General features: G+C 65.8%; 15 protein-coding genes, 1 tRNA gene and 1 pseudogene. 10 read left to right on the top strand and 7 right to left on the bottom strand.

The features are described from left to right. Position 1 precedes the first annotated feature (1 nt). From RDV64_RS14605 to RDV64_RS14620, 4 genes are all read right to left on the bottom strand, one after another. The gene (locus RDV64_RS14605; RefSeq protein WP_309195653.1) at positions 2 to 733 is read right to left on the bottom strand and encodes an alpha/beta hydrolase-fold protein; all 732 of its coding nucleotides are present in this window, start codon (positions 731 to 733) and stop codon (positions 2 to 4) included. Beyond that, positions 711 to 1,970, bottom strand: coding sequence for a hypothetical protein (locus RDV64_RS14610; protein ID WP_309195654.1), 1,260 nt, complete (start codon positions 1,968 to 1,970; stop codon positions 711 to 713). The genes RDV64_RS14605 and RDV64_RS14610 overlap by 23 nt, the downstream gene beginning before the upstream one ends. 42 nt (positions 1,971 to 2,012) lie before the next feature. Next, positions 2,013 to 3,185, bottom strand: a complete 1,173-nt coding sequence (locus RDV64_RS14615; RefSeq protein ID WP_309195655.1) for an alpha/beta hydrolase-fold protein — start codon at positions 3,183 to 3,185, stop codon at positions 2,013 to 2,015. Positions 3,186 to 3,317: 132 nt separating this feature from the next. Next, entirely contained in the window at positions 3,318 to 4,460 is a 1,143-nt protein-coding gene (locus RDV64_RS14620) for a carboxylate-amine ligase (protein ID WP_309195656.1), read from the bottom strand. A 225-nt stretch (positions 4,461 to 4,685) separates the two neighbouring features. On the opposite strand from RDV64_RS14620, the gene RDV64_RS14625 reads away from it, so the two are divergent. Both RDV64_RS14625 and RDV64_RS14630 read left to right on the top strand, forming a co-directional pair. Further along, positions 4,686 to 5,300 carry a glutathione S-transferase family protein gene (locus tag RDV64_RS14625; protein ID WP_309195657.1) on the top strand — a complete coding sequence of 205 codons (615 nt, stop codon included), beginning with the start codon at positions 4,686 to 4,688 and terminating at the stop codon, positions 5,298 to 5,300. Between the two features lie 9 nt (positions 5,301 to 5,309). Beyond that, positions 5,310 to 5,975: a ceramidase domain-containing protein gene (locus tag RDV64_RS14630; protein ID WP_309195658.1), complete on the top strand. Its 666-nt coding sequence runs from the start codon at positions 5,310 to 5,312 to the stop codon at positions 5,973 to 5,975. On the opposite strand, the gene tpiA is transcribed toward RDV64_RS14630, so the two are convergent. Further along, positions 5,972 to 6,712, bottom strand: a complete 741-nt coding sequence (tpiA, locus tag RDV64_RS14635; RefSeq protein ID WP_309195659.1) for a triose-phosphate isomerase — start codon at positions 6,710 to 6,712, stop codon at positions 5,972 to 5,974. The two genes, RDV64_RS14630 and tpiA, sit on opposite strands and share 4 nt — an antisense overlap. A 152-nt stretch (positions 6,713 to 6,864) precedes the next feature. Here tpiA and RDV64_RS14640 point away from each other — a divergent pair, with 152 nt between their 5' ends. The 6 genes from RDV64_RS14640 (at position 6,865) to RDV64_RS14665 (ending at position 13,468) form a co-directional block, all read left to right on the top strand. Further along, the gene (locus tag RDV64_RS14640; protein WP_309195660.1) at positions 6,865 to 8,748 is read left to right on the top strand and encodes a SurA N-terminal domain-containing protein; all 1,884 of its coding nucleotides are present in this window, start codon (positions 6,865 to 6,867) and stop codon (positions 8,746 to 8,748) included. A gap of 30 nt (positions 8,749 to 8,778) precedes the next feature. After that, a complete protein-coding gene (trpD, locus tag RDV64_RS14645; protein WP_309195661.1) occupies positions 8,779 to 9,801 on the top strand; it encodes an anthranilate phosphoribosyltransferase in 1,023 nt (340 codons plus the stop codon). Further along, complete coding sequence (gene trpC, locus RDV64_RS14650; RefSeq protein ID WP_309195662.1) at positions 9,801 to 11,069, top strand: indole-3-glycerol phosphate synthase TrpC; 1,269 nt, start codon at positions 9,801 to 9,803, stop codon at positions 11,067 to 11,069. The genes trpD and trpC overlap by 1 nt, the downstream gene beginning before the upstream one ends. Next, the gene (glp, locus tag RDV64_RS14655; RefSeq protein ID WP_309195663.1) at positions 11,066 to 12,232 is read left to right on the top strand and encodes a gephyrin-like molybdotransferase Glp; all 1,167 of its coding nucleotides are present in this window, start codon (positions 11,066 to 11,068) and stop codon (positions 12,230 to 12,232) included. The genes trpC and glp overlap by 4 nt, the downstream gene beginning before the upstream one ends. A gap of 149 nt (positions 12,233 to 12,381) precedes the next feature. Beyond that, positions 12,382 to 13,098 (top strand): transcriptional repressor LexA, encoded by a 717-nt coding sequence (gene lexA / locus RDV64_RS14660; RefSeq protein ID WP_309195664.1) that lies wholly within the window; start codon positions 12,382 to 12,384, stop codon positions 13,096 to 13,098. Positions 13,099 to 13,378: 280 nt separating this feature from the next. Beyond that, positions 13,379 to 13,468, top strand: a tRNA-Ser gene (locus RDV64_RS14665). A 214-nt stretch (positions 13,469 to 13,682) separates the two neighbouring features. Here the strand turns inward: RDV64_RS14665 and RDV64_RS14670 are convergent. After that, a pseudogene (locus RDV64_RS14670) lies at positions 13,683 to 14,537 on the bottom strand (IS630 family transposase). Between the two features lie 76 nt (positions 14,538 to 14,613). On the opposite strand from RDV64_RS14670, the gene RDV64_RS14675 reads away from it, so the two are divergent. Then, complete coding sequence (locus RDV64_RS14675) at positions 14,614 to 14,829, top strand: hypothetical protein (protein WP_309195665.1); 216 nt, start codon at positions 14,614 to 14,616, stop codon at positions 14,827 to 14,829. A 258-nt stretch (positions 14,830 to 15,087) separates the two neighbouring features. On the opposite strand, the gene RDV64_RS14680 is transcribed toward RDV64_RS14675, so the two are convergent. Beyond that, positions 15,088 to 15,504, bottom strand: a complete 417-nt coding sequence (locus tag RDV64_RS14680; protein WP_309195666.1) for a hypothetical protein — start codon at positions 15,502 to 15,504, stop codon at positions 15,088 to 15,090. A 998-nt stretch (positions 15,505 to 16,502) separates the two neighbouring features. Between RDV64_RS14680 and RDV64_RS14685 the strand changes: the two genes are divergently transcribed. Beyond that, positions 16,503 to 17,465 (top strand): AraC family transcriptional regulator, encoded by a 963-nt coding sequence (locus tag RDV64_RS14685; protein WP_309195667.1) that lies wholly within the window; start codon positions 16,503 to 16,505, stop codon positions 17,463 to 17,465. Positions 17,466 to 17,473: the final 8 nt, after the last annotated feature.

Raw genomic sequence — 17,473 nt, forward strand, 5'->3', positions numbered from 1 at the left:
ATCAGGCCAGTTCGCTGAGGTATCGGGGCAGCATTTCACGCCAGGTGGGCCAGTCGTGGTCGTATTGCGGGCCCCAGGAATCGACGCGGTTGGGAACGCCCTTGCGGCCCAGAATGCCGGCAAGCCGCCATGCCTCGTCCGGGCTTTCCCAGCGCCCCTCGCCGAACGCCAGCAGAACGAAACGGCGCCGGAGGAGGGCGAGCGCCTCACCCTCCAGCCCTTCGGCAAAGAGGAGCGGCGACGAGAGGTAGAAGTCGCCATTGCCGCGAAAGCCGAGCAGGGTTTCGAGGTCGTAGCTGCCGCTCATCCCGATGGCGGCGCGAAACAGCCATGGATAGCGGCAGGTGACCGCCGTGGCCTTGAACGCGCCGATGGAGGCGCCGGCGGCAATGATGTCGATCCCGTCGGTGGCGCAATCGGCATGAATGGCTGGCACCACTTCGTGGGCCACGAACGCCTCGAAGCCGTTGAGAAGCCAGCAGCGGTGTTCCACCGTGCCCCAACCGGCAGCCAGCGCCCGGCCGGCAATGGAATCGACCGAGTAGACCTTGATCCGCCCCGCCTCGATCAGAGGCCAGACCGCGCCGATGAGGCCCATCCGCTCCGCCTCGTCAGCATCGCCGCCTGCGGTCGGAAACAGCAGGACCGGGGTGCCGAAATGGCCCCAGCGGATGAGGGTGGCGGTTTCGCCGATCCGGTCCGAATGCCAGCTAGAAGCCGTCTTGATCGCCATGGCGGCCTTCCTCTTCGCGCCATTTTTCAACGCGCTGGAAGAACAGCTCGGTGAACTCGTCCACCTCGTGCGGCGGGAAGAGGGCACGCACCTTCTGGTGGACGGCATCGCGCATCTTCGCCGAGCCGAAGAAGTCGTAGGCGAGCGCGTCGAGGTGGCTGAGGTGGGTGCGGCAGAAGTCTCGGAATCGCTCGGTTTCGAACCGCTGGTGGGCGATCTTCTCGTATTCCTCAAGCCGTTCGGCGAGCGGCAGGTCGCGGTCGGCAACGGCGAAGAAGGGCTCCCAGTCCAGCGTCTTGCGCATTTTCTTGTCGGTGGCGGCGGCGAAGATGGACCATCTGAGGTTCGCCTTTATCAGCCACGGGAAGTGGAAATGGAGGCTGGTCACCTGGCTGTCGGGGCAGGCGTTGGCAAAGTCGATCGGGTGCCAGGTGCCGTTTCGGAGGAGGGCTTCGCAGGAGTTGAAGTCCCAGCCGAAGAAGGCGTTGATGGTGAGGGTGGTGTTCTCCAGCATCCGCGCGTCTTCGGCGGAGAGGAAGCCGGTTTCCATGCGGTAGCGGTCGTGGAGCGGGGCGGAGGGGTCGTAGTTGACCTTGCGGGTCTGCGGCCCGAGGCCGACGCAGCGCACGAACCGCTCGAACGGCAAGACGGCGGCCTGAAGGTTCATCACCTCGGTGCCGCTGGCATCATAGTCGCGCTGGAAATCGCCGGCGTCGTCGATCTTCGAGACGCCCTTCCAGCCGCCGCCATGGTAGGGTTTCATGAAGAACGGGTAGCCGATCTTCTCGCCAATCTCCTCCAGCGAGAACATTCGCGCGTATTGGCGCAGCGTTGCTTCCAGATCGTCGGACGCCTCGTACGCCTTGGGCGGCATCAGCCATGTGTTGGGGATGGGGAGGCCGAGGCGCATCATCGCGCAATACGAGGTGTGCTTCTCGTTGGACTGGAGCGACCACGGGTTGTTGTAGACGTAGAGGTCGTTGAGGACGATGGCTTTCTTGATCCACTCGCGACTGGTGGAGTACCAGTGGGTCAGGCGGTCGATCACAACATCGTATTTCACCGGCTGGCGCAGGTTGAACGGCTCGATGGTGACCCGTTCGCAGTTGAAGTCGAGGCGGTCGGCACCCAGTGCCATCCCGTCAAGCTTCAGACCCTCGAAGAGGCTTTCGTAGCAGATGGGCCAGCAGATATCGGCGCCGAGCGAGAGGCCGATGTTGACGTTGCGCTGTGCCATAGTCTCTCCCTTGCAACGCAACCTCGCGAGGGAGCGCTTTATTTAGTTGGGAGTATCTGACCGGTTCAGTGCCCACATCAAGCCGTCGCGCAGTTGATCGCGCCAATTGTGCCAGTGGTGCCCGTCCCACGCACTCTTGAACCGGACATCGACACCCTGTTCGCGCAGCAAGCCGGCCAGCTTCCGGTTCTCGTCGGCAAGGCCTTCCAGCTCGCCGGTTGAAACGAAGGCGCGTGTCCCGATGAGCTTGGGCGCCCGGCGCAGCACGGCAACCAGCTTGGCGATCCGCACGAACACAGGGTGCTCGCGCGATTGCAGGGTCTTCTCGTCGAGGATGAACGAGCCCGATTGCAGGATCAGACCGCCGAAAACACCCGGAAAGCGAAATGCTGTGGAAAGGGATGCGACGGCGCCGAGGCTGGCGCCGAGAAGAACCCGGTCTGCCGGGTCATCCGCCAGTTTCAGCCGCGCTTCCAGCGCCGGCAGCATTTCCGTCACGATGTAGCGGGCGTGGCGGCGGCCCCTCGGGTATTCGCCCATGCGATCGCCGGTCTGCACAAGGGCTGCGACCAGGGGCGGGATGTCGCCGGCATGGATGAGGTTGTCCAGCGCGATGGAGAGGTTGGCGTAGGTGACGAAATCTGCCCCGTCGTGGATGACGACGAGGGGGTAGGGCGCGTCTCGATCGTGGTTCGGCGGCAGGTAGATCCGCTCGTGCCGCGTCTCGCCGAACGTCTCGCTCTGCACCTCGAACGGCGCGATGATGCCGCGCGGGGCGCCGTGGTCCTCCGTCCACGCCGGCCGGGCATAGCCGTAGGTGCGGCAGGCGGAGTTTTCGCCAAAGGGGTCGGCGGCGCGCTCGGGGTTGAGCTGGTCGAGCTGCCACTCTTCGTGATCCCCATAGCGGATGGCAAGCTTGTACTCGAAGCGGCCGCCATCCTCCACGGCGAGGACCAGGAGCCACAGGTCGGTGTCCGGCACGCGCCAGAAGGCGGCACGGTCGATCCCTGCGTGGATCCAGCGCACCATCGCCACTGCGTCGGCATGGCCGCGCCAGGCAAACAGTGCCGACCCCGGCTCGACCAGGGGAAAGTCGTGGTCGGCCAGAAAGCGGTCGACCGCTTCGGGCGTCGGCGTGTTTTCCAGAAGTGCGGCGGCGGCCGGATGAAGGCGCGGCTCGGTGCCGGCGGCGCTGCGGTCCATGTGGATGGTCATCGACGGGCCTTTCCGGTTGGCACTGCCCGTCTAGAGGTGCTTGCCTGCCTGGGACTGTGATTGCACATAGGCAGATAGGCCTTCATGCTGCGCTGCACAATGCGGCACTTGGGGTGTGTGTGGCGACGCCGGCTAGGGAAAGGTCGGCGTATCGACCGCAACGGACTGCTCGACCAGCCAGTCGACGATCTTCACCTGCGCCTCGCGGTCGCTTTCGCCGGCCTCAAGCGCGGTGTTGTAGATCTTCAGCTGATGGTCGGCGCTGGTGCCGCGGGCGACGATCTGGCGGGCATTCTCCACCTCCGCCCGGCAACCGACCGCCTCCGCGCAATCGCCCAGCAGCTCGATCATTTCCTCCACCAGATCGGCGAACGGCACCTTCTTGCGGATGCCGAAGTCGCCCAGCTCCGCTTCCACGCCGTAGCGCTGGGCGCGCCACTTGTTCTCCTGCACCAGAAGGCGGCGGTACTGGCGCCAGCGCTGGTTGTTCTTGCGAAGGTGGAGGAGGAAGGCCAGCGTCGCCTGGTAGAGCGCGGCAATGGTGAGCCCGTCCTCCACATAGGTGCAGATGTCGCAGACCCTGAGTTCAAGCGTCGGGTGGTTGCTGGACGGGCGGATGTCCCACCAGATCTTGGACGGATCGGTGACCATGCCGGTGGCGGCGAGATCGTCGGTCAGCTCGGTCCAGTCGCTCCAGCTTTCGAACGTTTCGGGCAGGCCGGAGCGCGGCAGGTCACCGATGATGATGGGGCGAAACGCCTTCAGCCCCGTGTCGTGCCCCTCCCAGAAGGGCGATGAGGTGGACAGCGCCAGAAGGTGCGGCATGAAGTAGGTGACCTGACCCATCAGGTCCACGCGCAGGTTCTTGTCCTCTATGCCGGCATGGACGTGCATGCCGCAGATGGACATGCGGCGGGCCAGCGAGCGGTGTTCCGCGCCGATGATCCGGTAGCGCTCCATGTCCACCGGTTCCTGCTCCTGCCAGTGGGCCCAGGGGTGGGTGGAGGCGGCAATCATCCGCATCCCGTGGTCCTTGGCGGCCTCGGCCACAGCGCGGCGCATGGTGATCAGCTCGGCCCGCGCGTCGGCCACCGTGTGGCAGACGCCGGTGCCGATCTCCACCTGGCTTTGCAGGAACTCATGGGTGACGTTGTTGCCCAGCACCTCCTTGCACCGCGCCATGAACCCCTTTGGCGGACGGGAGGCGAGCGCGCGGGTTTCGGGGTCGATCAGAAGATATTCTTCCTCGACGCCGATCGTAATCTTCTCGCCCATCGCGGCCATTCTGGCACCATCCCCTCGCGCTCTTTGCGCTATCCAAGCGGCGTGCAACAAAATTCGCAAGAATTGTTGATCGGCAGCGCAGAGAAATCCTGTCGCATGGCAGCTGATGTCACGATCGGTGGTGATGTCAGCAGGCTGGCAGTTGTGCGGTATCTTATCGCGTGATTTCTCGGGCGAAGAGGCGCGGTGCCTGGCACCGCACGAGGAGCACCAACGATGACACTGACGCTTTACACCAACCCGCAGTCGCGCGGCCGGACCGCACGCTGGATGCTGGAAGAGGTCGGCGCCCCCTACCAGACGACAATGCTGGATTATGGCGCACCGATGAAAAGCGCAGAATTTCTTGCCATCAACCCGATGGGGAAGGTGCCGGCCATCGTCCACGACGGAACGGTCGTCACCGAGGTCGCGGCCATCTGTGCCTACCTTGCCGACGCGTTTCCGGAGGCGGGGCTTGCCCCCACCGGGGCGGCGCGCGGTGCGTATTATCGGTGGCTGTTCTTCACGGCGGGTCCGCTGGAGGCGGCCTGGACGGCGAGGTCCCTCAACATTGAGCCTTCGGCGGATCACGCGAAGACGGTCGGCTACGGCAGTTTCGACCTTGCCGTCGGCGCTCTGGAGAAGGCGGTCGAGGGGCGGGACTATATCGCCGGGGACCGGTTCAGCGCGGCCGACCTGTATGTCGGCTCCAACCTCGCGTTCGGCATGATGTTCGGCATCATTCCGAAGCTGCCGGTGTTCGAGGCCTACATCGGGCGGTTGATGCAGCGCGACGCCTTCCAGCGCGCTTCTGCGCTGGACGACGCCGCCGCGCAGCCGGCCGGCTGAGGGCGCGCGATGGACTGGACCCGGCAGCTGGACAATTATTGCGAGCGGCTCGACCCTTCCTTCTGGGCCGAACCGGTCAATGCGGTGACCAACGCGGCTTTCGTCATTGCGGCGATCATTGCGCTGATTGTGGCGCAGCGCCGCGGACGTCTCGACTGGCCGGTGGTGGTGCTGGCCGCGATCATCGCCATCGTCGGCACCGGGTCATTCCTCTTTCACACGTTCGCGACGGTCTGGGCGGTGATGGCGGACGTGATCCCCATCCAGATCTTCATCCTGTTTTATTTCGCGCTGGCCATGCGCCGTTTTGCCGGTCTGCCCTGGTGGGGGGCCGTGGTGGCGACGGCGATGTTCATGGTGCTGTCTTTCGCTGGCGGCAACGCGCTTGGCCAGCTGGCCGGCAATGCGCTCAATGGGTCGGAGGGGTATGTCACGCCGCTCCTGGCGCTGATTGTGGTGGGCGCGTGGCTCCGCACACGCGGACGGACGGATGCAGGGCGCGCGCTCATTACAGGCGGGCTCCTGTTCGCCGTCTCGCTCACCTTCCGGACGATTGATGCCGGTGTGTGCCCGTCTTTTGCGCTGGGCACACACTTCATCTGGCATATCCTAAACGGGATATTGCTCGGCTATCTCACCATCGCATTGGCGCGATATGGCCGCACCGCCGCCTAGTTCTTGACGGCGGCGAGGGCGATGGCGAGAAAATCGTCGGCCTTGAGGCTGGCGCCGCCGATCAGTGCACCGCCCACTTCGGGCACGGCCAGCAATTCGGCCGCGTTGGAGGGTTTGACCGAGCCGCCATAAAGAATCGGGACCGCGGCGCCGGGGAAGCGGGCGTCCAGCGTCTTGCGGATGGCGGCGTGCATGGCGGCCACATCGTCCGTGGACGGGGTGCGGCCGGTGCCGATCGCCCAGACCGGCTCGTAGGCCACGACGAGCCTTGCCGGGTCCAGCGTTTCGGGCAGCGAGCCGGCAAGCTGGCCGTTCACCACCGTCTCGGCGTTGCCGGCGTCACGCTCGGCTTCGGTTTCGCCGACGCACACGATGGCGCGCAGGCCGGCGCGCTGGGCAGCGGTCGCCTTGGCCGCCACCAGAGCATCGTCCTCGCCATGGTCGGCGCGGCGCTCCGAATGGCCGACAATGACGGTGGTGGCGCCGCAGGCGGCCAGCATTTCGGCGGCAATGTCGCCTGTGTGGGCGCCGTTCGGCTCCGGGTGGCAATCCTGGCCGCCGATTTCCAGCGGCGACACCGTGGCGCGCTCGGCGCACTTGGCCGTCAGGATTGCGGGCGGGCACACGATCAACGTGACGCCGTTGTGCGCCGCTTCCGGCGCTCTGGCGATCATCTTGCCGAACTCGCCAAGCGTGTTCGGGTCGCCATTCATTTTCCAGTTTCCAGCGATCAGCATCGAAGGCCCTTTGCAATTATCGTCCCGCTCGGGCAGGGAAGTGGGGGAGCCGCGGGTCGCGGGGTCGCGCTTGCGGCTCGGTTGGCCCGAACATATCATCGTATACGCTGCACCATAGCAGCGATAACAACAGCAAGAACGTACTTCTCATTATGCTGAACGCACTGAGGCGCGGCGCGAAGACGATCTTCGCGAAAATCCTGATCGGTCTCTTGGTCCTGTCCTTCGCCGTCTGGGGCATCGCGGACTTTGTGAACCAGATCGATCCCACCGAAGTTGCCCGGGCGGGCGAAACACCGGTATCGGCTGCGGAATATTCGCGCCGGTATCAGCGTGCCATGAACGCCATGGCCCAGCAGACCGGCCAGGGGCTGACCCCGCAACAGGCCCAGGCGTTCGGCCTGCCGAACCAGGTCCTGTCGCAGCTGGTCACCGAAGCGTTGCAGGTGGACGCCGCCCGCGCGCTGGGTGTCGACATCGGCGACGAGATGCTGGCCGAGCGTATCCGCGAGGATGAAGCGTTCGCCGGATCGAACGGCGAGTTCAGCCGCGCCCGGTTCGACCAGCTCCTCGGCAGCAACCGCTACATGGAGGCTGAATATCTTGAGGTGGAGCGCGCTGCGGCCGCCCAGGATATTCTGATCGGCTCGCTGGTGGGCGGTCTGAAGGTGCCCGAACCCTACCTTCAAGCCTACAACCGCTATCAGAATCAGACCCGCACGGTGCGCTACATCACGCTGACCGACGATGCGCTGGGTCCGATCGAGGACCCCACCCAAGCGGCACTGCAGACCTATTACGACGCCAACAAGGCCGATTTCCGCGCACCGGAGTATCGCGGCCTGTCGATGGTGACATTGTCGCCCGAGGCGCTGGCCGAGCCGGACGCGGTGAGCGCCGAAGCGGTCCGCCGCGCCTACGATGCGAACGGCGCCTATGGCGAGCCGGAGCAGCGCGCGGTGCAGCAGATCATCCTCGACGATCCCGAGATTGCCCAGAAGGCCGTGGATGCGCTCAACAACGGTGCTGCGTTTTCCGCAGTCCTGAGGGAGCTCGGCCGCACGTTCGCCGAGGTGGACCTTGGCACGGTGGCAAGGTCCGATCTTGTCGATCCGGCGGTGGCGGACGCGGCCTTCTCGCTGGACCGCAAGGGCGCTGCGGTGGTGGACGGGCGCTTCGGCCCCACGCTGGTGCGCGTCTCGGAGATTGTCGCGGCAGGGAAGACGCCGCTGGAACAGGTTGAAGCCGAGATCCGCACCGAACTGGCGCTGGACGAGGCGCGCGACCAGATCCGCGCGCTCTACAACAGCGTCGAGGATGCGGTGGCTGGCGGTGCGCGCGTTGCGGAAATTGCCGAGCGCTTCTCGTTGCCGACGCGGTCCGTCGCCTCCGTGGATGCGCAGGGTCGAGCGGCTGACGGCACCTATCCGGACCCGCGGGTGGACGAGGCCGTGCTGTCGGCGGGGTTTGCCGCCGCAGAAGGCGACGATGCCGAGCCGGTTACCGTGGGCGATGGCTACACCTGGGTGCAGGTGGATACCGTGACCCCCGCCGCGGATCGCCCGTTTGCGGACGTGGAGGGCGACGTGCTGGTGGCGTGGACCCGCGCCGAGAAGGTGAACCGCCTGGCCGATATCGCCGCCAAGGCGCTGGCGGCAGTGGAAGGCGGCACGCCGATGGACGAGGTCGCGGCGACTTACGGCGCGACGGCGGAGACCGCTGGCGAGATCTCGCGCGGGGCACCTGCCGCGGCCATGCCGCAGCAGGCCATTGCGGCCGCGTTTGAGGGACCGCTCGGCCATACCGCATCTGTGATTGCCGAAGACGGCAGCCACGTGGTGCTGAAGGTGACCGAGGTGTCCGAGCCGGCCTTCTTTGCCAATGCGGCTGACCTGCAAAATGTCCGCACGACGCTGAATGACGGGATTGCCGAGGGGCTCATCTTCGAGCTGGTGAACGCCCGCCAGGGCGAAGTGGGCGCCACGGTCAACCAGCCGGTGCTGAACCAGATCATCGGTCTGGAGCAAGGCTCGTGACCGGCGCCGACCGCCGCCCGGAGGCAGCCCATGGCTGACCTCAAGGCGCTGATTGCAAAGGCGGCTACCGGCGCACCGCTCACCCGTGCCGAAGCCAGCGAGGCCTTCAACGTCCTGATGTCCGGCGAAGCGACGCCGGCACAGATCGGCGGCCTGCTGATGCTGATGCGTGTTCGCGGCGAGACGGTGGACGAGATTGCCGGCGCGGTGGAGGTGATGCGCGCCAAGATGACCACGGTCAGCGCGCCCGCCAGCGCCATCGACATTGTGGGCACCGGCGGCGATGCCTCCGGCAGCTACAACGTGTCCACCTGCGCGGCCTTCATCGTGGCAGGCGCGGGCGTGCCGGTGGCCAAGCACGGCAACCGCGCGCTGTCGTCGCGCTCCGGCGCGGCCGATGTCCTGTCGGCGCTCGGCGTCCGGATCGACCTGTCGCCCATCGGCATTGCGGCCTGCATCGAGAAGGCGGGCATCGGCTTCATGTTCGCGCCCGCCCACCACGCCGCCATGAAGCATGTGGGTCCGGCCCGCGTGGAGCTTGGCACGCGCACGGTCTTCAACCTTCTGGGGCCGCTGTCCAACCCGGCCGGCGTCAAGCGGCAGCTCGTGGGCGTCTATTCCCGTGACTGGGTGCGTCCGCTGGCGGACGTGCTCAACACGCTCGGCACCGAGCGCGCCATTGTCGTTCACGGCAGTGACGGGCTCGACGAGATGACCACCACCGGCGAGACCTTCGTGGCCTCCGTCGAAGATGGTGCGGTCAGCGAATACACCGTGGAACCCGGCGCGCTGGGCCTTGCCCGCGCCGAACCGTCGGATCTGGTCGGCGGCGATGCGGCCCACAATGCCGAGGCGCTGCGTGCGGTGCTTGGCGGCGCTTCCGGCGCCTACCGCGATATTGCCGCGCTCAATGCGGGCGCTGCGCTGCATGTGGCGGGCGCTGCCGAAACGCTGGAGGAGGGGCTGGCACTCGCCTTCAGGAGCCTCGACGAGGGTCTGGCGCTGACACGGCTCAACGCGCTGGTTACGGTTGCCGACGCGGTCGCGCCCTGATGGACGGCGGATCGGACATTCTGGCCCGGATCGAGGTCTACAAGCGGCAGGAGATTGCTGCCGCGCGCCTGATCGAAGACGTGGCCCTGTGGCGCGAACGCGCCGAGGCCATGCCGCCGGCTCGCGATTTTTCCGGCGCGCTGCGGGCGCGGACCGACAACGGCCAGCCCGCGCTGATTGCCGAGATCAAGAAGGCAAGCCCCTCCAAGGGCCTCATCCGCGCGGACTTCGACCCGCCGGCGCTGGCCAGAGCCTACGCCGACGGCGGCGCTGCGTGCCTCTCCATCCTCACCGATGCCCCCTCGTTTCAAGGGGCGCCGGAGTTCTTGGAGGATGCCCGAAAGGCGGTGTCGCTGCCGGCCTTGCGCAAGGACTTCATGTACGTGCCGGAGCAGGTGTTCCAGGCGCGGGCCTGGGGCGCCGATGCGATTCTCGTCATCATGACGGCGGTGGACGACGAGATGGCCGCCTCGCTGGTGGACACGGCTGCCGCCTTCGGCATGGCGGCGCTGCTGGAAGTCCACGACGAGCGCGATCTTGAACGCGCGCTCCGGCTGCCGTCGGCGCTGATCGGCATCAACAACCGCGATCTGCGCAGCTTCCGCACCGACCTTGGCGTGACCGAACGCCTGGCGCCTTTGGTGCCGGCCGACAGGCTGGTGATTGCCGAGTCCGGCATTGCCACCAATGCCGACGTGGCGCGGTTGCAGTCCTCAGGCGTGAACGCCTTTCTGGTTGGCGAAAGCCTGATGCGCCACGACGACGTGACCGCCGCAACCCGTGCGCTTCTGGGCAGCGGCCTCACCCATCTGGCCGCAGACGGTTCGGCGCACATGGTGAATGTCGGCGCGAAGGCGGAAACCGAGCGGTCGGCCACGGCCGAGGGCGTCGTGACGATGGCGCCCGAAACGCTCGCCGCCATCGAGGCCGGCAACATCAAGAAGGGCGATGTCCTGTCGGTTGCGCGCATTGCGGGTATCATGGCGGCCAAGCGCACGTCGGACATCATTCCGCTGTGCCACCCCATCGCGCTCACCGGCGTCACGGTCGACCTCTCGCCGGATGCGTCGCTGCCGGGTGTTCGGATTGTGGCGCGCGCAACCACCACGGGTAAGACCGGCGTGGAGATGGAAGCGTTGACGGCCGCCACCGCAGCCGCGCTCACCGTCTACGACATGGCGAAGGCACTCGACCGTGCGATGGTGATCGGCCCGGTGCGCCTTCTGGAGAAAGCGGGAGGGCGCTCCGGCCACTGGCGCGCCCCATGATCGACGTGGACGAGGCGCGCCGCCGGCTCTTTGCCACCGCGCGCCGGACCGCTGCCGAAACCGTGCCGCTGTCCGCCGCCACCGGACGCGTCCTCGCCGCGCCCGTGACGGCGCTCCGCAACCAGCCGCCCTTCGCCGCATCCGCCATGGATGGCTACGCCGTGCGCGCCGCCGATCTTTCCGCTCCGCTCCAGGTGGTGGGGGAGGCGGCAGCCGGCGGCCGCTTTGAAAGGCCGCTCGGACAGGGCGAGGCCGTGCGCATTTTCACCGGCGCGCCTGTCCCGGAGGGCGCCGATGCCGTCCTCATCCAGGAGGACGTGACCCGCACCGGCGACACCATCACCACAACAGAGACGCTGTCTCCCGGCGCCAACATGCGCGAAGCAGCGCTCGACTTTGCGCAAGGCGACATCCTGCTGCCCGCCGGGCTCCGCCTTGCACCCCGCCATGTGGCCCTGGCGGGGGCAGGGGGGCACGGCACGGTTCCGGTGCAATGCCGCCCGCGGGTTGCAATTCTGGCAACGGGAGACGAGCTCGTCGTCCCCGGCGCGCCCCTTGGTGCGGACAGCATTGTCGCCTCCACAACCCCCGCAATTGCCGCAATGGTGGAGGCGGCGGGCGGCGTGGCCGTCGACCTTGGCATTGCCCCGGACGATCAGGCCGAAATTGCGCGGCGCGCCCGTGCCGGGCTTGATGAGGCGGACATCCTGGTCACCCTCGGCGGCGCGTCTGTCGGTGACCACGATCTTGTCCGCCCGGCACTGGCCGACCTCGGCATTGCGCTCGATTTCTGGAAGGTCGCCGTCCGTCCGGGGAAACCGCTGATGTTTGCGCCAGAGCCGCTGGTGCTCGGCCTGCCCGGCAACCCGGTGTCCGGTGTGGTCTGCACAATCCTGTTTCTGGTGCCGCTGGTGGAGGCGATGCTCGGGATCGAGACGCCGGGACCCACCCTGCACGACGGCATCCTTGCCGCCGCCCTGCCCAAGAACGGTCCGCGGCGTGACCATGTGCGCGCGCGCCGCACCGAAAGCGGTTTGGCAGCATTCGACCGGCAGGATTCGTCAATGCTCGCTATACTCAGCAGGGCGGACGCGCTTATTGTTCGCCAGCCCCACGCGCCGGCGGCGCAGCCGGGCGAACCGTGTGTGTACATCGCGCTCTGAGTTCTGTTCTTTTCCAAGAGAGCAGCCTGAACGAATGAAGAAGGTTGTAGAACACACGACGAACGTGTACAAAGTGTTCATGGATCGATCGAAGCGATTCGCAAACTCTCATGCGCGCACGGTGTGCGCCGGCCAATTCGGTTGGGCTAATGCTGACGAAAAAGCAGTACGATCTCCTCATGTTCATCCACCAGCGGATGACGGAGTCCGGTGTGCCGCCCTCCTTCGAAGAGATGAAGGACGCGCTCGACCTGAAGTCGAAGTCCGGCATCCACCGGCTGATCACGGCGCTTGAGGAGCGGGGCTTCATTCGGCGCCTGCCCAACCGCGCCAGAGCGCTGGAAGTGTTGCGTCTTCCCGATTCCATCCAGCCGCCCGCCCGCCAGAAGGGGTTCTCCCCATCGGTGATCGAAGGGTCCAACAGGCCGGCCGAGCGGGTCAACTTCTCCCGTCCGCCGCTGCGCCCGGTCCAGGCGGCTGTCGAGGTTGTCGATGTGCCGATGATGGGCCGGATTGCTGCCGGCGTTCCCATCGAGGCAATCCAGCAGAAGAGCCACGCCGTTCACCTCCCGGCCGACATGCTCGGCCCGGGCGAACACTTCGCACTCGAAGTCCGCGGCGACTCAATGATCGACGCCGGCATCAACGACGGTGACACGGTTGTCGTCCGCCGGACCGACCGCGCGGAGACCGGTGAGATTGTCGTTGCCCTGGTGGACGAGGAGGAGGCGACCCTGAAGCGCCTTCGCAAGCGCGGCAACACCGTTGCGCTGGAAGCGGCCAATCCGCAGTACGAGACGCGCATCTTCGGCTCGGACCGCGTCCGCATCCAGGGCAAGCTGGTGGCACTCCTGCGCCAGTACTGAACCGGCACCGCTCTGACGTTATTCGGGGTTGCTGCCTGCCCGACCCTTGCGTGTGTCACAGCGGGGCAATGCGATCATGCCGGCCGCGTCGCAAGCCGATCAAGGCGATTTCAACCAAGGCGTCACTGCGCCCCGAACGCTTTCGCCTCCGAATAAGTGATCGGCCGTCTGCGCTGCGGTGCGATCTCCGCGCAGTGCGGAGCGCTGGCAAAAAATAGCGTTAAGCGCGGTGATTAGCGGCTTGCCGATCCGCTCAAGCCCGACTAGGTATTGCGCCGCGGGAGAGGTGCCGGAGCGGTCGAACGGGGCGGTCTCGAAAACCGTTGTGCGAGCAATCGTACCCAGGGTTCGAATCCCTGTCTCTCCGCCATTTGATCAGTGTCCTTGTTTTTCAATGATTTAGCTAGGTCTTACCTGGCAGAGTTAATTAGCAAACTGCATAGCGCTGACTGTGTGATTGAGCGTCGGGTATGCCGGATCATGCATGGCGCTATTTCATGGATAATTGCAGTTAGACCCGAGAGCCATTCTAAAGCCCTTAGGGCGGTTCGCGCTCAGTCTGGGTCATAGCCGGCTGCGCGGAACTAGGCTCGGGCCTCGTCCGGCGTGACGAGGTCGAGGATTTCGCCGATGCGGTCCCACAGGTTGGTGACGGTTCGCTCCGCCGCCGTTCGAAGGAGCGCCTTGATCTTGGCGAAGGCCATCTAGATCGGGTTGAAGTCGGGGCTATAGGGCGGCAGGAACATGAGCCTCGCCCCGGCGCTCTCGATCAGGGCGCGAACGCGGCAGCCCTTTTGACTGCCGAGGTTGTCCATCACGACGACATCGCCCGGCGACAGGCATGGTGCGAGAACCTGCTCCACGCAGGCCTCGAACCAGATGCCGTTGATCGCCCGGTCCAACGCCGTCGGCAGGACGATCCACGACAGCGAGAGCCCTGCGAGCAGCGCTGTCGTCTTCCAATGGTCGAACGGCAGCGGCATGCGCAGCCTAGTCCGCCGGGCGCATCGGCCGTGGGTGTGGGCCATCTTCGTGTAGGCCCAGGTCTCGTCGACGAAAATCAGGCGCTTGGCGTCGAGCTCGTCCTGTCCGTCGAACCAAGCGTGCCGCCGGGCAAGAATGTCCGCGCGGTCCTGCTCAACCGCGTGGCCAGTCTTTTTTGCGCGTGATCTCATGGCGGCGGAAGAAGCGCGACAGCGCCGAGAGGGAGACGGTGCCGCCGGTTTCACCGAACCTTGCCTTCAGATTGACAAGGGTGATGTCGCCGGTGCCGTCCTGGATCGCGAGGGTGGGCTCGGCTGGACTTTGGTGAGGTAGGACCAGCGGTCGCCACCTTGGCGCCCGGCGCGGCATGAGCCGTTGCGTTGCCAAGCCTCGTAACGTCGGGTCGGCGTGGTTGGAGCGACGTCGAAACACGGCGCGGCCCGCCGGCGGGTCATGCCGGCGTGATGCACATGCGCCCCGGGCTGCCACAAAAGAATCCACCTCACGTCTTTCGTGGAGGCCCTTGCGAACATGGTCGTCGGCTATGCCATCGCAATCGCGACGCAGCTCGTCGTGTTTGCGTCGTTCGGCCTGCCGGTGCGCATTTCGGACGCGCTCGGGATCGGCACGGTGTTCACCCATCTTGAGCCTGGTGCGCAGCGTCGTTCTGCGGCGGGTGTTCGCGGTGTTTCGGGTCCGCACCTGCAGTTCTCGCTGGGCGAAGCGGACCTCGGGCCGCCGCGGTGATGCGCTATGGGCTCCGACGAAGCGGCCAGCCGCGGGACGATGTCCAGCATTCCAATCCCGGTCGCCACGTTGAGGGTGCGGCCAGCGGCGGCGGACTGGAGCCGCAGGGCCCCGATCGTTTTTGTTGACGAGCGCCACGCCGCCGGACGTCTCGGCGGACCATAACGCCTATTCCCGCCGCGTGCGGGCCGAGGTCCAGATCCCCGGTCGGACCCCGTAGGCCATTTCCGGGTGAGGGGGCGTCGACCCCCAAAGCCGTTACTGGATGGAGAGGTCGATGCGGAAGCCGGCGGTTTTCCCGGCGTCGGCGTCGGTGCCCATCTGGTAAACGCGGATCGCATAGTCACCGTCTGACGGTAGCGGCACGGTGGTGCTGTTGCCATCAATGGAACTGTTGTAGATCGCTTCGCCTGCGGATTCCGGCGGCAGAACGTTAAAGTAAACCGATCCAGTTCCGTTCGTTCCGTCCACTGTCAGTTCGATGAACATCTCCTGACCCGCTTTGGCGCCAAGCATGTAGTCGATGTATTCATCGCCTTCGATTGTTCCGTTGACCATGGTGCCGAAATTCCCTGGAGCGAACTCCACGACTGATTTCGATTGCGCCATGACCGGCCCAACGGGTGGTGCGGCAAGGATGAGAGTGAGAGCGAGGGCGGAAAGGGTGCGCTGCATGTTGGAGTTCTTTCGCTTTGGTTGGGATAGGGTTGATCGGGGGCGTCGCGCCGGACCGCCGGCGCGGCGAGGCCCGCATTTTCGCCGGATGCCTCGCGTCTCAGGTTGACCCGCCTGATGCGGAACGATCACTCGACGATCGCGATTGCGAAGTTCGATCAGGTAAAGATGCCGCCGCCGGGCAGTTCACGGTAGTCCACCTCCTCCGGTCCGTGCATCGAGGTCTCCTGGCCGCGCTGGCCGGCGAAGAAGAAGGGCCCGGTCTCACGCGTCCTGACCTCGAAAGGTCATGTTGCCGCAGTTCTCAAGCGGAGAGGCAGTGCACGGCCCTTCGAACATCGCCACTTTCTCGGCGGTATTCGTCAGCTTGCATTTTCCAGAACCGGTAACGCGCTGCGCGGCGGTGCCGCTTTCAGGGCGGACGCTGAATGTGTGGTCCGTAAGGTCTCTCTAAGCATTTGCATTGCTGTCCAATTGAGGTTGTGTTATTTGCAATTTAGCGTTCGCTAAGATCTTATGTCTGCATCTCGGGGCTTCCGCTCTTCGCGATTGGTTCTCGCTCTCCGGGTGGAATGTCTCATGGCGGGCAGCGCGAGCAGGGTGCAGATCCGTTGAGGGATATTTTTGCAAGCCGGGGAGGTGTTACTGACACGCCGCCCTCTCGCACGTCTATCCGCTAAGCGAATCCTGAACTTCGCTTCGGATATGTTTATGCGCTGGTGCATTGTCCGGATTTGCCGTGACCGCTCGTCTGAATGAGATGAAAAAATCTCCGTCGTTCCGGCGGTTCGACCGGACGCTTGACGCAAAACGGCGGGTTAAAGAACGTGGAATGTTCTCTGACTTGGCGAACGATCTGGCGTGACCCCCGCCTGCCGGGAGAGCGACGCCGTGTCGCGACGAAAACGTGCGATCTTACGCTCGCGGCGACGGAACGAAATTGCAGCCCGCACCCACCGCGGGCCAATCTCTGGCAAGCATGAGGAACGGAGTTCGCGATGAGCTTGCAGCGACGGCGGCGGATCATGGGAAGCGCTCTTTGTGGGGGCGGCGGCGTCGACATGTTTCCCGAAACGCTCGACCTCACGTTTCTGGACCCGGACGCCGGATGGCTGGAGACGCGCTATGACACGCTCGGCAACGATGGGCTCGAGCTGTGGGAAGTGGTGTCGACCGGCCATGAGGTGTCGTTGAATGAGCCCAACAAGGCGAGCGTGATTGTGCCGACGAGGGGCACGGTGGACGTCGCGACGCATGCGGGAGAGTATTCCGCCAGCCGCGGAAGCGCGCTCCTCTTTGGCCCCAATAATCGGCGCACGCGCGTGCGCCCGCACGCAAGCGGCACTTACGAAGCCCTCGTTCTCCTCGTTCCCCAAGCGAGCCATCAACGCGCGACAGGACCGCTGCGGCAGGATCTGGCACACGTCGAAGCCTGCCTCAAAGGCGGCGCGGGCACGCTGCAGGAGCTGACGGATCATCTTCTGGCCCTTCGCGCCGTGCTGTCCGACCCACGGTCCGCGCCTGCCGGACAACGCGCCCGCGACAACAGCGCGGCTCTCCTTGCCGACCTTTTCGCCGAGCTCGTCGACAGCGTCGCCGGCGCGAAGACCACGGCGCGCAGCACGCCGGGGATCGAGTACGTCCGCCGTATCGAGGAACTGATGCGCGAGCATCACGGCGACCCGCTCACGGTGAGCGAGCTCGCCGGCGCCGTAGGGCTCGGAAAGCGCTCTCTCCAGCTCGCCTTCAAACGTCACCGGGACACAACGCCGCGCGCCGCCCTGAGACGGATCCGTCTCGACGAGGCGCGCCAGCGCTTCGCCGCGGCCGACCCCGACGAGTCCGTGACGAGCATCGCTCTTGATACCGGCTTCACGCACCTTGGCCGCTTTGCTGTCGAGTATCGCTCTGCCTTCGGTGAATCGCCCTCAGATACGCTGCGCCGCGCACGGTCGCGCTGATTGCCGCG

Source organism: Acuticoccus sp. MNP-M23, from assembly GCF_031195445.1.
In the GTDB taxonomy this organism is placed as follows: domain Bacteria; phylum Pseudomonadota; class Alphaproteobacteria; order Rhizobiales; family Amorphaceae; genus Acuticoccus.

Excerpts from the sequence above, each read along its gene's own strand:
- RDV64_RS14605 (WP_309195653.1), bottom strand. The coding sequence starts at position 733 with ATGGCGATCAAGACGGCTTCTAGCTGGCATTCGGACCGGATCGGCGAA.
- RDV64_RS14610 (WP_309195654.1), bottom strand. The coding sequence starts at position 1,970 with ATGGCACAGCGCAACGTCAACATCGGCCTCTCGCTCGGCGCCGATATC.
- RDV64_RS14615 (WP_309195655.1), bottom strand. The coding sequence starts at position 3,185 with ATGACCATCCACATGGACCGCAGCGCCGCCGGCACCGAGCCGCGCCTT.
- RDV64_RS14620 (WP_309195656.1), bottom strand. The coding sequence starts at position 4,460 with ATGGGCGAGAAGATTACGATCGGCGTCGAGGAAGAATATCTTCTGATC.
- RDV64_RS14625 (WP_309195657.1), top strand. The coding sequence starts at position 4,686 with ATGACACTGACGCTTTACACCAACCCGCAGTCGCGCGGCCGGACCGCA.
- RDV64_RS14630 (WP_309195658.1), top strand. The coding sequence starts at position 5,310 with ATGGACTGGACCCGGCAGCTGGACAATTATTGCGAGCGGCTCGACCCT.
- tpiA (WP_309195659.1), bottom strand. The coding sequence starts at position 6,712 with ATGCTGATCGCTGGAAACTGGAAAATGAATGGCGACCCGAACACGCTT.
- RDV64_RS14640 (WP_309195660.1), top strand. The coding sequence starts at position 6,865 with ATGCTGAACGCACTGAGGCGCGGCGCGAAGACGATCTTCGCGAAAATC.
- trpD (WP_309195661.1), top strand. The coding sequence starts at position 8,779 with ATGGCTGACCTCAAGGCGCTGATTGCAAAGGCGGCTACCGGCGCACCG.
- trpC (WP_309195662.1), top strand. The coding sequence starts at position 9,801 with ATGGACGGCGGATCGGACATTCTGGCCCGGATCGAGGTCTACAAGCGG.
- glp (WP_309195663.1), top strand. The coding sequence starts at position 11,066 with ATGATCGACGTGGACGAGGCGCGCCGCCGGCTCTTTGCCACCGCGCGC.
- lexA (WP_309195664.1), top strand. The coding sequence starts at position 12,382 with ATGCTGACGAAAAAGCAGTACGATCTCCTCATGTTCATCCACCAGCGG.
- RDV64_RS14675 (WP_309195665.1), top strand. The coding sequence starts at position 14,614 with ATGGTCGTCGGCTATGCCATCGCAATCGCGACGCAGCTCGTCGTGTTT.
- RDV64_RS14680 (WP_309195666.1), bottom strand. The coding sequence starts at position 15,504 with ATGCAGCGCACCCTTTCCGCCCTCGCTCTCACTCTCATCCTTGCCGCA.
- RDV64_RS14685 (WP_309195667.1), top strand. The coding sequence starts at position 16,503 with ATGAGCTTGCAGCGACGGCGGCGGATCATGGGAAGCGCTCTTTGTGGG.